Source organism: Serratia bockelmannii, assembly GCF_008011855.1.
Lineage (GTDB): Bacteria > Pseudomonadota > Gammaproteobacteria > Enterobacterales > Enterobacteriaceae > Serratia > Serratia bockelmannii.
The window spans coordinates 156,322-169,209 of record NZ_VOUX01000001.1 but is presented as its reverse complement, the minus strand read 5'-3'; the positions used below and the strand labels follow the sequence as shown (position 1 = coordinate 169,209).

Below are 12,888 nucleotides of genomic sequence, written 5' to 3'. Positions count from 1 at the left end.
AATACCGTCATCAACCGCGCCGCCGCCAATACGCCGCCACCCGGCGGCGCAGATGCTCGATGCCCTGCGGATGCTCAATAAACTGCGCCACCGGCATCATCCGCCAGCGCTGGCCTTCGTCGCCAAAGCGAATGGCGGCGATCTGCGCCGGGGCGATCTCGCCGGCCATAAACCAGGTCGGCGGGGAGCCGGGCAGAACGCCATCGTAGCGCCGCCGCCAGACAACCTGACATTCCGCGATCGTCACGCCGAACTCTTCCTGCGTTTCCCGCTGCACGCACTGCAGCGGCGTTTCGCCGTTTTCCCGCCCGCCGCCAGGCAGATCCCATTGACCGGGCCATGGAATGCCCGGCTTGTCGTCCCGTTGGTAAACCAGCAAGCGATCGTCGCACAGCAGCGCGATCTTGGCCCCGCCAAACGCCTCGTCCGTCATGATTTCTCCGCTCCCGGCCCATCGCCTTTGACCGAACATCATACTTCATCCCCGCGCGGCCTGGTGTATAGTGAAAATCCGTTTTCACAACAGGTGAACAACAACGATGAACTCTCCGTTTCTGGTGACTCCCCAATGGCTTGCGCAACATATCAACGATGAAAATCTGGTGGTGATCGACGTTCGGATGTCGCCGGTGGGGCTAACGCCGAAAAAGGACATGCTTGCCGAGTTCGAACGCGGCCATATCCCCGGCGCGGTCTATTTCGACATCGACGACGTGGCGGACAAAAACACCGCGCTGCCGCACATGCTGCCGACGGCGGCGGAGTTTGGCGCGGCGGTGGGCAAACTGGGCATCAGCGAGCGCGATACCCTGGTGATTTACGACGAGGGCAACCAGTTCTCCGCACCGCGCGGCTGGTGGACCTTCCGCAATTTCGGCGCCGAGCATGTTTACGTACTGGACGAAGGGCTGAACGGCTGGACCGCGCTGGGGCAAGCGCTGGCAACCGGCCCGGCGCAGCCTGCCCCGCAGACGTTCAACGCCCGGTTCAACGCCGACGCGGTGGTGGATATGCGGCAAGTGGAACAGGCGCTAGGCACGCCGGTGCAAATTCTCGACGCGCGCGCCGCGCCGCGTTTCCATGCCGAAGCGCCGGAGCCGCGTCCCGGCCTGCACCGCGGCCACATTCCGGGCAGCATCAACATTCCGTACGGCGAGCTGCTGGAGAACGGCCGTTTCAAATCGCTGGAGGCACTGCGCCAAACCTTCAGCGACAAGGGGGTGGACATCAACGGCCCGATCATCACCAGCTGCGGCTCCGGCGTGACGGCGGCGGTGCTGGCGTTTGGCTTGTTGTCGCTCGGCGCGCCGCAGGTCAAGCTGTACGACGGTGCCTGGAGCGAATGGGGCCAGCTGAGCGGCAAGCAGCCAATCGCCCAAGATTAGGTTTCGATCCGCTCGACCACGATCTGCGCCAGCCGCTGCACGGCGGCCGAAGGCTGATCCTCGGCGCGGTGCAGCACCACGCCGAGTTGGCCAAGAGCGGGCAGCAGATCGGGGGCCAGCGGTGACAGGCCGGGCGGTAAGCCCGCCGCCGTGCGCACCGTGACGCCCAACCCGGCGCTCACCGCCGCCCAAACGCCATTCAGGCTGCGGCTGGTAAAGGCGATGCGCCAGGGAATACCGGCGCGATCCAGCGCCTGCGTCGCCGCGCTGCGCATCAGACAGGGCGCGTCGAACATCACCAACGGCAAGGGCTCATCCCCTTCTCGCCACGGCGCCAGCGCGAAGCCGGGCGAGGCGATCCAGTGCAGCTGCCGCTGCCCCAGCGCCTGATGAAACGGCGTGCTCAAACCGCCATCCCACGCCAGCGACAGGTCCAGCTGGCCTTTCAGCACCCAGTCGATCAGCTCGGCATTGCGGGCGATGCGCGCCTCGATGCGCACCTTCGGATTGGCGCGCGCGAAGCTGCCCAACACCTGCGGCAGAAACGTCTCGCCGAAATCCTCCTGCAACCCCAGCCGCACCGTGCCCTGCAGATCCAACCCGCGCACCGCGGCGGCGGCTTCGTCATTGAGCTCCAGCAGACGGCGCGCGTAGCCGAGCAGGGTTTCCCCCGCCTCGGTCATCACCATGCCGCGCCCAGCCTTGCGCAGGATCGGCGCGCCGACCTGCTGTTCCAGCTTTTTCAGGTGGGCGCTGACCGCCGACGTCGAACGCCCCAGCCGTTCAGCCGCCTTGGCGAAGCTGCCCAGCTCGACGCCGGTGACGAAGCTGCGCAAATCCTCGAGATCGAACGTTATTCGCCCCATGCTGACCGTCCTGATTTTTTGAACCATCAATCAAAATAATACCGATTTTACTGATAAAGATGGCGTGTCACGCTCTCCGGGTCAATGTCTTTCCGGAGAATCCTTATGCTCGCGATGCAATACCGTTTCACCCTGCCCGCCGATTACGACATGGCGATCGTCCGCCGCCGCATCGCCGATGTCGGCCATCGGCTCGACGCCTGCCCGCAGCTGATCGTCAAAGCCTATTTGTACGCACAGCGCAGCGAAGGCAGCGCCGAGAATCTCTACGCCCCCTTCTACCTGTGGAACAGCAGCGCCGGCATGAGCGACTTCCTGACCGGCGAAGGTTTCAGGGGCCTCAGTCAGGCGTTCGGCTGGCCGCGCGTCAATCACTGGCTGCCGTGGCTGACGCATTTCGATCGCCCTCATTTGGCCGAGGCCGCCTGGGCGACCTGTCAGGAGCAGGTTATCGCCCCCTACAGCGATCTGCCTGCGCTGCGGCGCCAACAGCAGGTGGCGCCCGGTGCGCTGGCCTCCATCGTGGCGTTCGATCCCGCCGAGTGGCGGTTAGTGCGGCTGGATGTCTGGCGTGAACCCCCGCAGGCAGGGCCGCAAAACGGCCAACTGTTCCGCGTCGGCCATCTGTCCGCCCCCTTTGACCACACTGCGCCGCGGGTTGACAGTCAAACTTGATATTGATAATCATTATCAACATTAAACATTCACTTGCGGCTCGCGGGATGCGGGCCGCTCTCCGGGGTCAACCGCCATGTCGTCATCACCGATCACACCTTACGCCACCACCTGCTGCATCGTGGGGGGCGGCCCCGCCGGGCTGATGCTCGGCTATCTGCTGGCGCGGGCGGGGATCGACGTGACGGTGCTGGAGAAGCACGCCGATTTCCTGCGCGATTTTCGCGGTGACACCATTCACCCATCGACGCTGGAAGTCATGCACCAACTGGGCCTGCTCGACGAACTGCTGACGTTGCCGCACCAGCGTGCGGAGTCTCTGCACGCCGAAGTCGCCGGGCGCGACATCAAGCTGGCGGATTTCACCCGCCTGCCGACGCGCTGCAAATTTATCGCCTTTATGCCGCAGTGGGAGTTCCTCAACTTTTTGGCCCAGCAGGCCGCAGCCTTCCCCAACTTCAGGCTGCTGACCTCAACGCAGGTTCACCAGTTGCTGTACGACAGCGGCCAGGTGTGCGGCGTGCTGGCCGACACGCCGGAAGGCCCGATCCGCGTGCGCAGCCAGTTGGTGGTCGGCACCGACGGCCGCAACTCGGTGGTGCGCGAACAGGCGGCGCTCAGCAGCCGATCCTTCGGCGCGCCGCGCGACGTAGTGTGGATGAAGCTCAGCAAGCAGCCGGGCGATCCGGCCTGGTCGATGGGCCACACCGGGCCGAAGCAAAACTTCATCATGATCGATCGCGGCGACTACTGGCAGTGCGGCTACTCGATCGACAAAGGCAGCTTCGACGCGATCCGCCGCAGCGGCCTGGAGAAATTTTTGCTGCACCTCGCCGAGGTGGCGCCATTCCAGGACGATCGCCTGCAGGAGATCGTCGAGTGGGATCAGGTCAAACTGCTGAGCATTCGCATCGATCGTCTGGATCGCTGGGCCAAACCGGGGGTGCTGTGCATCGGCGACGCCGCGCACGCCATGTCGCCGATCGGCGGTGTGGGCGTCAACCTGGCGATTCAGGACGCGGTGGCCGCCGCCAACGCCCTGATCCCGCCGCTGCGCCAGCATCGGCTGCAGCTGAAGCATCTGCTGAGCGTGCAGCGCCGGCGCGAATTCCCCACTCGCGCCATCCAGTTTTTGCAGATCAAAATGAGCCAGCGCAAGCCGGGCGAACGCCGCGCGGCGGGCGGCTCGCGCTTGATCGCCCGCGTCGGCAACAGCCGCTGGCTGCCGCGCCTGTTCGGCCGCATCATCGGCCTGGGTTTTCGCCGTGAAACGCCGCGGCATCTGTCCAACGAAACCTGCCCGCCGGAATAGCATTGGTGATTTTTTCATCGCGCCGTATAATGGTTAAATCGAACGATTTAATTAACTGGAGCGATTGAATGTACGCACTCACCGCGAACGAGGCCAAAACCCAATTCGGCGATTTGCTGCTCAAGGCGCAGCGTGAACCGGTGCAAATCAATCGCAACGGCAAACCGGTCGCCGTCGTCATGTCTGTAGAAGATTACCAGGCGCTGGAAGATCTCAAATTAAGCGCACTGCAGCAAAAAATCGCGCAGGCTACCGCCGAGGAAGACGCCGGTAAGGCGGTAGACGGCGATGCCTTCTTCAACCGTCTGCTCACCGATGAAACAGACTGAGATGCCCGCGTTTCGCCTCACCCCGCAGGCCCAACAAGATCTGCTGGCTATTCGTCATTTCACCATCGAGCACTGGGGCCAAGCGCAATCTCGCCGCTATCTTGAGCAGTTGAGAGAGGTCATGCATCATTTGGCAGATATGCCGGAAGCGGGTAAAGCTCACTTCCACGATCTGGGCGAAGAGATACGCAGTTTTCCTTACGCCAGCCATAGGATCTACTACCGCAACCGCCCTGCCGGCATCACCGTTCTCGCCATTCTGCATCAGGCGATGGTGCCTCACCGGCATCTGGAACAACGGCTGTAATTTTTCTTACTCAAAGGGGCACTGATGTTCACCGTTCGTCAGGCATTGCTGGAAGATTTAACGCAAGTGCGCGATATCGGCATCCGCACCTACCGCGCCCACTTCGGTGAGCTGTGGCACTACCCGCACGAGCTGGAGGCCTTTTTGGCCGAGGATTTTTCCGTCTCCGCGCTGGAACAGACGCTGCGCGATCCCGACGTGTGCTGGCTGTTGGCCTATGAGAATGACGCCCTCGTCGGCTATGCGCGGCTCAACGTCGACAGCCTGCTGGCGCCAACGCAAACCCGTGGCGCAGAGCTGCAGAAAATCTATTTCCTGCCGGGCCATGCCGGCAATGGCTATGGCCAGCGCCTGTTCGAACAGGTGCAACAGCGGGCCATCGAGCGCCGGCAAAAGACGCTGTGGCTGGAGGTGCTGCAACGCAACACCGGCGCCCAACGCTTTTATCAGCGCCAGGGATTGAGCATTTGTGGCGAGACCTGCTACACCAGCGCCCAGGGCTCGATAGGCATCTGGTATATGAGCAAGGCGCTGTAACCGCGCCCCGCTCCGCCGTCGTTTAGCGCGGCTCCCGCTGCAGCATCAGGAACAGCAAGGCAAACGCATTGGGCGCCAGGTAGATCAGCGCCCCCAGCTGCACCGCCAGCGGATCCTTCTTGGCCTGCCAGGCCATAAACCAGTCGCCGGCGACCACCATAAAACCGACGCCCCACACCGCAATTGCGCAAAGCGCCCCCAGCATCGCCCAGGCTTTGCCCTTGGCGAAGGCGGCGTAAGGGCCTTTCAATCGCCCGATCATCAGCACCACGCCCGCGGCCGCGAATAGGCCGGCCAGCGTTTCCAGCGTGGTGATGACCGCCAACCCCAACATGCAGGCCCAGTCGGCGCGGATCGCGCGCCACATCAGCCCCGGCGTTTGATAAGTATCCTGCATGGCAAGCAGCGGCCCCACCGCATTGCGCGCGGTGCCGGCGAAATCCGCCGTATTGTTCAACAGGCTGAACAGCCCCCACAGAGCCGGAAACAGAGACAGGACGATGCAACCGAGGCGTGACACAGTGATTTCGTTCATGGTTATCCTTAATGAATAAACGGGTGGCTCCCGTCCTCATGACGGGACCGCTATTGAGATCCTGATAGTTTGACGTGCACAATGTAAGAACTAATCTTACAATGACGCAGCATAGCCGAAAGTGAGGAGGAACAATGGGCAGAACACTAACGGTAGATCTGGGTGACGAACTGCGTAGCTTCGTCGAAGACCTGGTGGCCAGCGGCGATTACCGCACGCCCAGCGAAGTCATCCGCGAATCCGTGCGCACTTTGCGCGAACGTACCGCCGCCTCAAAACTGGAAGAGCTTAGGCGCTTGATCGCCGAAGGAGAGAACAGCGGCGAAGCCGTCGAATGGGATCGTGATGTGTTCATGGAAAGAATACGGAGCAAAGCAAAAGGATGCGCAGGAGAGTAACCGTTCGTCCAAAAGCGTTGGACGATATGGAAGAGATCTATTTTTACGGGTTGGCGCACTTTGGCTTGCAGGTGGCCGAAGATTATCTGCGCCGCCTGCATCAGGCTTTCGATAACCTTAGCCACCACCAACTCGGCAAAAACATCGATGCAATCGGCCCCGGCCTATGGGTATTGCCCGTCGCCAACCACCTGATTTATTTTCGACAGCACAGGCGGGAGGTGAATATCATCAGAGCGCTGCATCATTCCCGCGGTCCGCTCAGCCAATCCTTTTTCAGCTGACCCAACGTTAAATAGCCACCAGCGCGCGGACGCCGTCCTGTTCCATAGCGCTGCCGGCGCCGCGCTGCACGATGCTGCCGCGCGACATCACCAGATAGCTGTCCGCCAGGTCGGCGGCGAAGTCATAGAACTGCTCCACCAGCAGGATCGCCATATCGCCCCGCGCCGCCAGCTGTTTGATCACCGCGCCGATCTCCTTGATCACCGAAGGTTGGATCCCTTCCGTCGGTTCGTCGAGGATCAACAGCTGCGGTCGGCAGGCCAGCGCCCGGCCGATCGCCAGCTGCTGTTGCTGCCCGCCGGAAAGATCGCCGCCGCGCCGATCCTTCATTTGCCGCAGCACCGGAAACAGTTCATAGATCGGATCCGGCACCGCGCGCGCGTCGGCGCCGGAAAAACGCGCCAGCCCCATCAGCAGATTTTCCTCCACCGTCAGGCGCGGAAAAATCTCCCGCCCCTGCGGCACATAGGCGATGCCCGCCTGCACCCGCTGATGCGGCTTTTTACCGGTGATGGTTTCGCCCCGCCAACGGACGCTGCCGCTGCGCGCCGGGATCAGCCCCATCAGGCATTTCAGCAGCGTGGTCTTGCCCACGCCATTGCGCCCCAGCAGGCAGGTCACCTCGCCGATGCGCGCCTCGAACGACAGGCCGCGCAGAATATGGCTGCCGCCGTAATACTGATTCAATTCCTCTACCTGCAGCATGATTACGCCTCCTCAGCGCCCCAGATATACCTCAATCACCCGTTCATCGGCCTGCACCTGCGCCAGCGATCCTTCCGCCAGCACCTGTCCCTGATGCAGCACCGTCACGCGATCGGCAATGGTTTCCACAAACCCCATGTCGTGCTCCACCACCATCAGCGAATGCTTGCCCGCCAGCTCGCGGAACAGTTCAGCGGTGTAGTCGGTTTCAGCGTCGGTCATGCCGGCCGCCGGCTCGTCGAGCAACAGCAGGTGCGGTTCCTGCACCAGCAGCATGCCGATCTCGAGAAACTGTTTCTGCCCGTGGGACAGCAACCCGGCGGGCCGGTGGCGCTCATGCCCCAGCCGCAGGGTCTTCAGCATCTCGTCGATGCGGTCGCGCTGTTCGCTGCTTAAACGGGCGCGCAGGCAGGCCCATACCGACTTGCGGGTTTTCTGGGCGATCTCCAGATTTTCGAACACCGTCAGCGCCTCGAACACCGTCGGTTTTTGAAACTTGCGGCCGATGCCGGCGTGGGCGATCTGCATCGGCGCCAGCCGGGTCAGATCGACGGTCTGGTCGTAAAACACCCTGCCGCTGTCCGGCCGGGTTTTGCCGGTGATCACATCCATCAGCGTGGTCTTGCCGGCGCCGTTGGGGCCGATCACGCAGCGCAGTTCGCCGACGCCAATGCGCAGCGACAGATCGGTCAGCGCGCGAAAACCGTCGAAGCTGACGTTGACGTTATCGAGCTGCAGCACCGGATCGGTTTGCTGCCGGTATTTGTCCGCCGGCAGCGGATGGGTAAACAGTTCGTCGGTCACTTGCATCACCTTCATGAGGATTTCCTCCGACGCAGCAGGCCAATCACCCCTTTGGGCAGAAACAACGTGACGACGATAAACATCAGGCCGAGGAAAAACTGCCAGTATTCGGGAATGGCCATGGTGAACCAGCTCTTGGCGCCGTTGACGATGCCGGCGCCGAGCAACGGCCCCACCAGGGTGCCGCGCCCGCCGAGGGCGACCCAAATGGCGGCCTCGATCGAGTTGGTCGGCGACATTTCGCCGGGGTTGATGATGCCGACCTGCGGCACATAGAGCGCGCCGGCCAGCCCGCACAGCACCGCCGACAGCGTCCAGACGAACAGCTTGAAGCCCTTCGGATCGTAGCCGCAGAAGGTCAGGCGGTTTTCCGCATCGCGCACCGCGGTCAGCACCCGGCCGAACTTGCTGCGCGCCAGCGCAAAGCCGATGGCCAGGCTGGCGGCCAGCAGCAGCACCGTCGCCAGGAACAGCGCCACCCGCGTGCCGGCGGCGGTGATGGGAAAGCCGAGCAGCGTGGTGAAACCGGTAAAGCCGTTATTGCCGCCGAAGCCGGTTTCGTTGCGAAAGAACAGCAGCATGCCGGCATAGGTCAGCGCCTGGGTCATGATCGAGAAATACACCCCTTTGATTTTCGAGCGAAAGGCGAAGTAGCCGAACAGGAAAGCCAACAGGCCCGGCACCAGCACGATCAGGCACAGCGCCCAGGCGAAATGCTGGGTGCCGCTCCAGAACCACGGCAGCTCGTTCCAGGAGAGGAACGCCATAAACGCCGGCAGCCCGTCGCCCGCCGCCTGCCGCATCAGGTACATGCCCATGGCGTAGCCGCCGAGCGCGAAGAACAGCCCGTGGCCGAGCGACAGCAGCCCGGCATAGCCCCACACCAGATCGAGCGCCACCGCCACCACCGCGTAGCACAGGATCTTGCCCGCCAGCGTCAGGGTATAGGTGGACACCGCCAGCGGATGATCCGCCGGCAACAACGTCATGAACGGCATGACCAGCAGCGCCAGCAACGCCAGCCCGCCGATGCTCAACGCCAGCCGGGGCGCTTTCTGCACGCCGGTTACGGTCAATGGTTGGCTCATCAGTCAATCACCCTGCCCTTGAGGGCGAACAGCCCCTGCGGACGCTTTTGAATAAACAGAACGATCAGCACCAGGATCAGGATCTTGCCCAACACGGCGCCGATCTGCGGCTCGAGGATCTTGTTGACGATGCCGAGGCCGAAGGCCGCCGCCACCGTCCCCGCCAGCTGGCCGACGCCGCCGAGCACCACCACCAGGAACGAGTCGATAATGTAACCTTGCCCCAGCTCCGGCCCGACGTTGCCCAACTGCGACAGCGCCACCCCGCCAAGCCCGGCGATGCCGGATCCCAACCCGAAGGCCAGCATGTCCACCCGCCCGGTGGGCACGCCGCAGCAGGCCGCCATCGCGCGGTTTTGCGTCACCGCGCGCACGTTCATGCCGAGCCGCGTCTTGTTCAGCAGCAGCCAGGTCAACGCCAGCACCAGCAGCACGAACGCGATCACCGCGATGCGGTTCCACGGCAACACCAGGTTCGGCAACAGCTGCACGCCGCCCGACAGCCACGCCGGGTTGGCAACCTCGACGTTCTGCGCGCCGAACAGCACCCGCACCAGTTGGATCAGCACCAGGCTGATGCCCCAGGTGGCCAGCAGGGTTTCCAGCGGCCGGCCGTACAGGTGGCGGATCACCGTGCGCTCAAGCGCCATGCCGATCCCGGCGGTAATGGCGAACGCCACCGGCAGCGCCGCCAGCGGGTAGAGCGCCAGCCACTGCGGCGCAAATTGCTGAAACAGCCCCTGCACCAGATAGGCGGAATAGGCGCCGAGCATCAGCATTTCGCCGTGCGCCATATTGATGACGCCGAGCAGGCCGTAGGTGATCGCCAGGCCGAGCGCCGCCAACAGCAGGATCGAGCCGAGCGACAGGCCGCTGAACGCCTGGCCGAGCAGATCGCCGATCATCAGGCGGTGCTGCACGCGCTGCAGGCTGCGCTGCGCCTCGGCGCGCACCGCGGCGTCCGGCTCATTGGCCGCGTCGGTCAACGCCTGCAGCCGCGCGCGGGTTTCCGGCTCGCCCGATTCCCCCAGCAGCCGCACCGCATTGAAGCGCACCTGCGGGCTGGCGTCGGCCAATTGCAGGTTCGCCAGCGCAATGCTCAGCGCGTCGCGTACCTGCGGGTCTTTCTCCTGCGCCAGCCGCCGGGTCAACAGCGGCAACTGCTCGCCCTGCGCCTCACGCTGCAGCGCGGTCGCCGCCTGCAGCCGCACCGCCGCGTCCGCGCTGACCAACCGCTGCGCCGACAGCGCGTTGGCGATCAGAATGCGCAGCCGGTTGTTCAGCCACACCTTCTTCGGCTCGCCAACCGGGGCCGCCTCACCTTCAAGCGGCAGATAGCGGTCGCCCTGGCGTATAAAGGCGCGCTTCGCCTCGTCGATCGCCACGTTTTCCTGCTGCAGCCCCTGCAGCAGCGGCAGGCGCGCGGCGTCCGGCTCGGCCGCCCACGCCTGCAGCAGTTTGGCCTGCTGCGCGCGATTGGCCGCCGCGAACTCATCGGCAGGCCCGGCCTGCGCCAGCAGGGGCCAGGCGCACAACAGCCACAGCCCGGCGCGCAGAGAGGATAAAAACGGAGATTGCATCAGCTGCCTCTTCTGTTGGGCCGGCGCGCGTCGAGCCGCGCCGGCGCTGAGTGACGTTACTTGCCGCCTTTCACCGGGTAATCCGGCTTTTTGTCGTTGCCGGCGATATACGGACTCCACGGCTGCGCGCGCACCGGTGCCTCGGTCTGCCACACCACGTTGAACTGGCCGTTGCCCTCGATCTCGCCGATCATCACCGGCTTGTGCAGGTGGTGATTGGTCTTGTCCATGGTCAGCGTGAAGCCCGACGGCGCGGCGAAGGTTTGCCCGGCCATCGCCGCGCGCACCTTATCGACGTCGGTGGTGCCGGCCTTTTCCACCGCCTGCGCCCACATGTGGAGGCCGACGTAGGTGGCTTCCATCGGATCGTTGGTCACCGCGGTGGCGTAATTCGGCAGATTGTGCGCCTTGGCGTAAGCTTTCCACTGGCTGACAAACTGTTTGTTGGTCGGGTTATCCAGCGATTCGAAGTAGTTCCAGGCCGCCAGGTTGCCCACCAGCGGTTTGGTGTCGATGCCGCGCAGCTCCTCCTCGCCGACCGAGAAGGCGATCACCGGCACGTCCGTGGCCTTGACGCCCTGGTTGGCGAGTTCTTTGTAGAACGGCACGTTGGAATCGCCGTTGATGGTGGAGATCACCGCGGTATTGCCGCCGGCGGCGAATTTCTTGATGTTGGCGACGATGGTCTGGTAATCGCTGTAGCCGAACGGCGTATAGACCTCTTCGATATCCTTGTCCTGCACGCCTTTGCTGTGCAGGAAGGCACGCAGGATCTTGTTGGTGGTGCGCGGATAGACGTAATCGGTGCCCAACAGGAAGAAGCGCTTGGCGCCGCCGCCGTCCTCGCTCAGCAGGTATTCCACCGCCGGGATCGCCTGCTGGTTCGGCGCCGCGCCGGTGTAGAACACGTTCGGCGACATCTCTTCGCCTTCGTATTGCACCGGATAGAACAACAGTCCGTTCAGCTCCTCAAACACCGGCAGCACCGACTTGCGCGACACCGAAGTCCAGCAGCCGAACACCGCCGCCACCTTGTCCTGGCTCAGCAGCTGGCGCGCCTTTTCGGCGAACAGCGGCCAGTTGGAGGCCGGATCTACCACCACCGGCTCCAGCTTTTTGCCGAGCACCCCACCTTTGGCGTTGATCTCGTCGATGGTCATCAGCGCCACATCCTTCAGCGGCGTCTCGGAAATCGCCATGGTGCCGGAGAGCGAACTCAGAATGCCGACCTTGATGGTATCGGCGGCCTGCGCGCTCCAGGCCAGGCCCAGGCCGACAGCGGCGGCGGACAGCGCAAAAGCTTTGATAAAACGACGACGTTGCATAGTTCAAACTCCTGATGTGTGTGAAATCAAAATCGTTACGCCGAGCGCGCGGGCGGCTGAGCCCGCGCCTGGTGCAACATGTGCAGCGTTATTTTTCGCACTTCTGCCTTGCTGACGGCGATGTGCTCGCCGAGCAGCGTTTGCGCCTCCTCGCTTTGCCGCTGCAGGATCGCCTGCAAAATGGCGGCGTGCTCGCGGTAGGTGGCGTCCACCCGCGCCTGCTGGGTGAAATCCAGCCGGCGAATGATGCGGATCTTTTCGGTCAGCTCGCGGTGGATGCGCGCCATTTCGCCGTTGCCCGCCGCGGCCACCAACGCCTGATGAAACTGCTCATCGTGCTGCGACACCGCCTTGCCGTCCGCCAGGCGCGGCGCTTCGGTCCAAAAACGGCTCAGTGCCGCCAGCGCGTCCGGCGTTTCCCCGGCCGGGCGTTCGCACAGCCGTTTCACCGCCTCTTGCTCCAGCACGATGCGCAGGTCGTACAGCTCTTCGAAGTAGGCGAAGTCGAACGACCGCACCTGCCAGCCGCTGCGAAACAGCACCTCGACATAGCCTTCACGCTCGAGTCGAAACAGCGCCTGGCGCACCGGCGTGCGGCTGGCCGCCATGCGCTGCGCCACGTCGCTTTCGCTGAAGCGATCGCCCGGTAGCAGGCGAAACTCGAAGATGTCGGCCTTGAGCTGCAGATAAATGCGCTCCGCCAGCCCCTCCGGGCGCGCCTTGTGCTCTCCGTTGGTGATTTGCATCATCGCTCCTC

The 12,888-nt window shown here is 63.6% G+C and carries 17 protein-coding genes; 8 read left to right on the top strand and 9 right to left on the bottom strand.

What is annotated here, in order from left to right:
• Window positions 1–10 precede the first annotated feature (10 nt).
• The gene (locus FOT55_RS00875; protein ID WP_049203903.1) at window positions 11–433 is read right to left on the bottom strand and encodes an NUDIX hydrolase; all 423 of its coding nucleotides are present in this window, start codon (window positions 431–433) and stop codon (window positions 11–13) included.
• Window positions 434–539: 106 nt separating this feature from the next.
• On the opposite strand from FOT55_RS00875, the gene sseA reads away from it, so the two are divergent.
• On the top strand, window positions 540–1,385 hold the full coding sequence (sseA, locus tag FOT55_RS00870) for a 3-mercaptopyruvate sulfurtransferase (RefSeq protein ID WP_043136964.1): 846 nt from the start codon (window positions 540–542) through the stop codon (window positions 1,383–1,385).
• Here the strand turns inward: sseA and FOT55_RS00865 are convergent.
• Window positions 1,382–2,251 (bottom strand): LysR substrate-binding domain-containing protein, encoded by an 870-nt coding sequence (locus FOT55_RS00865; RefSeq protein ID WP_025302028.1) that lies wholly within the window; start codon window positions 2,249–2,251, stop codon window positions 1,382–1,384. The two genes, sseA and FOT55_RS00865, sit on opposite strands and share 4 nt — an antisense overlap.
• Window positions 2,252–2,356: 105 nt before the next feature.
• On the opposite strand from FOT55_RS00865, the gene FOT55_RS00860 reads away from it, so the two are divergent.
• The 5 genes from FOT55_RS00860 to FOT55_RS00840 all read left to right on the top strand — a co-directional run bounded on the left by FOT55_RS00860 (window position 2,357) and on the right by FOT55_RS00840 (window position 5,411).
• Window positions 2,357–2,926, top strand: coding sequence for a DUF4865 family protein (locus tag FOT55_RS00860; RefSeq protein ID WP_147822956.1), 570 nt, complete (start codon window positions 2,357–2,359; stop codon window positions 2,924–2,926).
• A gap of 76 nt (window positions 2,927–3,002) precedes the next feature.
• Complete coding sequence (locus FOT55_RS00855; protein ID WP_147822955.1) at window positions 3,003–4,238, top strand: FAD-dependent oxidoreductase; 1,236 nt, start codon at window positions 3,003–3,005, stop codon at window positions 4,236–4,238.
• Between the two features lie 68 nt (window positions 4,239–4,306).
• Window positions 4,307–4,567, top strand: a complete 261-nt coding sequence (locus tag FOT55_RS00850) for a type II toxin-antitoxin system Phd/YefM family antitoxin (RefSeq protein WP_016928576.1) — start codon at window positions 4,307–4,309, stop codon at window positions 4,565–4,567.
• Window positions 4,527–4,874 carry a type II toxin-antitoxin system RelE/ParE family toxin gene (locus tag FOT55_RS00845; protein ID WP_049203897.1) on the top strand — a complete coding sequence of 116 codons (348 nt, stop codon included), beginning with the start codon at window positions 4,527–4,529 and terminating at the stop codon, window positions 4,872–4,874. The genes FOT55_RS00850 and FOT55_RS00845 overlap by 41 nt, the downstream gene beginning before the upstream one ends.
• Before the next feature lie 24 nt (window positions 4,875–4,898).
• Window positions 4,899–5,411 (top strand): GNAT family N-acetyltransferase, encoded by a 513-nt coding sequence (locus FOT55_RS00840; protein WP_049208922.1) that lies wholly within the window; start codon window positions 4,899–4,901, stop codon window positions 5,409–5,411.
• Between the two features lie 22 nt (window positions 5,412–5,433).
• Here the strand turns inward: FOT55_RS00840 and FOT55_RS00835 are convergent, their stop codons facing one another.
• Entirely contained in the window at window positions 5,434–5,946 is a 513-nt protein-coding gene (locus FOT55_RS00835) for a DUF2165 family protein (RefSeq protein WP_004939438.1), read from the bottom strand.
• Between the two features lie 134 nt (window positions 5,947–6,080).
• Between FOT55_RS00835 and FOT55_RS00830 the strand changes: the two genes are divergently transcribed.
• Together FOT55_RS00830 and FOT55_RS00825 are read left to right on the top strand one after the other, a co-directional pair.
• A complete protein-coding gene (locus FOT55_RS00830) occupies window positions 6,081–6,344 on the top strand; it encodes a type II toxin-antitoxin system ParD family antitoxin (protein WP_004939442.1) in 264 nt (87 codons plus the stop codon).
• Window positions 6,329–6,628: a type II toxin-antitoxin system RelE/ParE family toxin gene (locus tag FOT55_RS00825; protein ID WP_147822954.1), complete on the top strand. Its 300-nt coding sequence runs from the start codon at window positions 6,329–6,331 to the stop codon at window positions 6,626–6,628. The genes FOT55_RS00830 and FOT55_RS00825 overlap by 16 nt, the downstream gene beginning before the upstream one ends.
• 7 nt (window positions 6,629–6,635) lie before the next feature.
• Here FOT55_RS00825 and urtE read toward each other — a convergent pair whose 3' ends face one another.
• Genes urtE through FOT55_RS00795 form a run of 6 tightly spaced genes read right to left on the bottom strand, consistent with a single transcriptional unit; the run spans window position 6,636 to window position 12,877 of the window.
• On the bottom strand, window positions 6,636–7,334 hold the full coding sequence (urtE, locus tag FOT55_RS00820; RefSeq protein WP_046686646.1) for an urea ABC transporter ATP-binding subunit UrtE: 699 nt from the start codon (window positions 7,332–7,334) through the stop codon (window positions 6,636–6,638).
• A 12-nt stretch (window positions 7,335–7,346) separates the two neighbouring features.
• Entirely contained in the window at window positions 7,347–8,153 is an 807-nt protein-coding gene (gene urtD / locus FOT55_RS00815; protein ID WP_147822953.1) for an urea ABC transporter ATP-binding protein UrtD, read from the bottom strand.
• A complete protein-coding gene (gene urtC, locus FOT55_RS00810) occupies window positions 8,150–9,226 on the bottom strand; it encodes an urea ABC transporter permease subunit UrtC (RefSeq protein ID WP_025302022.1) in 1,077 nt (358 codons plus the stop codon). The genes urtD and urtC overlap by 4 nt, the downstream gene beginning before the upstream one ends.
• Entirely contained in the window at window positions 9,226–10,806 is a 1,581-nt protein-coding gene (gene urtB / locus FOT55_RS00805) for an urea ABC transporter permease subunit UrtB (RefSeq protein ID WP_142590647.1), read from the bottom strand. The genes urtC and urtB overlap by 1 nt, the downstream gene beginning before the upstream one ends.
• Window positions 10,807–10,862: 56 nt before the next feature.
• Window positions 10,863–12,131, bottom strand: a complete 1,269-nt coding sequence (urtA, locus tag FOT55_RS00800) for an urea ABC transporter substrate-binding protein (protein WP_025302020.1) — start codon at window positions 12,129–12,131, stop codon at window positions 10,863–10,865.
• A 35-nt stretch (window positions 12,132–12,166) separates the two neighbouring features.
• On the bottom strand, window positions 12,167–12,877 hold the full coding sequence (locus FOT55_RS00795; RefSeq protein WP_147823033.1) for a GntR family transcriptional regulator: 711 nt from the start codon (window positions 12,875–12,877) through the stop codon (window positions 12,167–12,169).
• Window positions 12,878–12,888 lie beyond the last annotated feature (11 nt).

Coding starts and splice junctions, on each gene's coding strand:
- FOT55_RS00860 (WP_147822956.1), top strand. CDS start 2,357: ATGCTCGCGATGCAATACCGTTTCACCCTGCCCGCCGATTACGACATG.
- FOT55_RS00835 (WP_004939438.1), bottom strand. CDS start 5,946: ATGAACGAAATCACTGTGTCACGCCTCGGTTGCATCGTCCTGTCTCTG.
- sseA (WP_043136964.1), top strand. CDS start 540: ATGAACTCTCCGTTTCTGGTGACTCCCCAATGGCTTGCGCAACATATC.
- FOT55_RS00825 (WP_147822954.1), top strand. CDS start 6,329: ATGCGCAGGAGAGTAACCGTTCGTCCAAAAGCGTTGGACGATATGGAA.
- FOT55_RS00795 (WP_147823033.1), bottom strand. CDS start 12,877: ATGCAAATCACCAACGGAGAGCACAAGGCGCGCCCGGAGGGGCTGGCG.
- urtA (WP_025302020.1), bottom strand. CDS start 12,131: ATGCAACGTCGTCGTTTTATCAAAGCTTTTGCGCTGTCCGCCGCCGCT.
- FOT55_RS00830 (WP_004939442.1), top strand. CDS start 6,081: ATGGGCAGAACACTAACGGTAGATCTGGGTGACGAACTGCGTAGCTTC.
- FOT55_RS00875 (WP_049203903.1), bottom strand. CDS start 433: ATGACGGACGAGGCGTTTGGCGGGGCCAAGATCGCGCTGCTGTGCGAC.
- FOT55_RS00845 (WP_049203897.1), top strand. CDS start 4,527: ATGCCTTCTTCAACCGTCTGCTCACCGATGAAACAGACTGAGATGCCC.
- FOT55_RS00855 (WP_147822955.1), top strand. CDS start 3,003: ATGTCGTCATCACCGATCACACCTTACGCCACCACCTGCTGCATCGTG.
- urtB (WP_142590647.1), bottom strand. CDS start 10,806: ATGCAATCTCCGTTTTTATCCTCTCTGCGCGCCGGGCTGTGGCTGTTG.
- urtE (WP_046686646.1), bottom strand. CDS start 7,334: ATGCTGCAGGTAGAGGAATTGAATCAGTATTACGGCGGCAGCCATATT.
- urtD (WP_147822953.1), bottom strand. CDS start 8,153: ATGAAGGTGATGCAAGTGACCGACGAACTGTTTACCCATCCGCTGCCG.
- FOT55_RS00865 (WP_025302028.1), bottom strand. CDS start 2,251: ATGGGGCGAATAACGTTCGATCTCGAGGATTTGCGCAGCTTCGTCACC.
- FOT55_RS00840 (WP_049208922.1), top strand. CDS start 4,899: ATGTTCACCGTTCGTCAGGCATTGCTGGAAGATTTAACGCAAGTGCGC.
- FOT55_RS00850 (WP_016928576.1), top strand. CDS start 4,307: ATGTACGCACTCACCGCGAACGAGGCCAAAACCCAATTCGGCGATTTG.
- urtC (WP_025302022.1), bottom strand. CDS start 9,226: ATGAGCCAACCATTGACCGTAACCGGCGTGCAGAAAGCGCCCCGGCTG.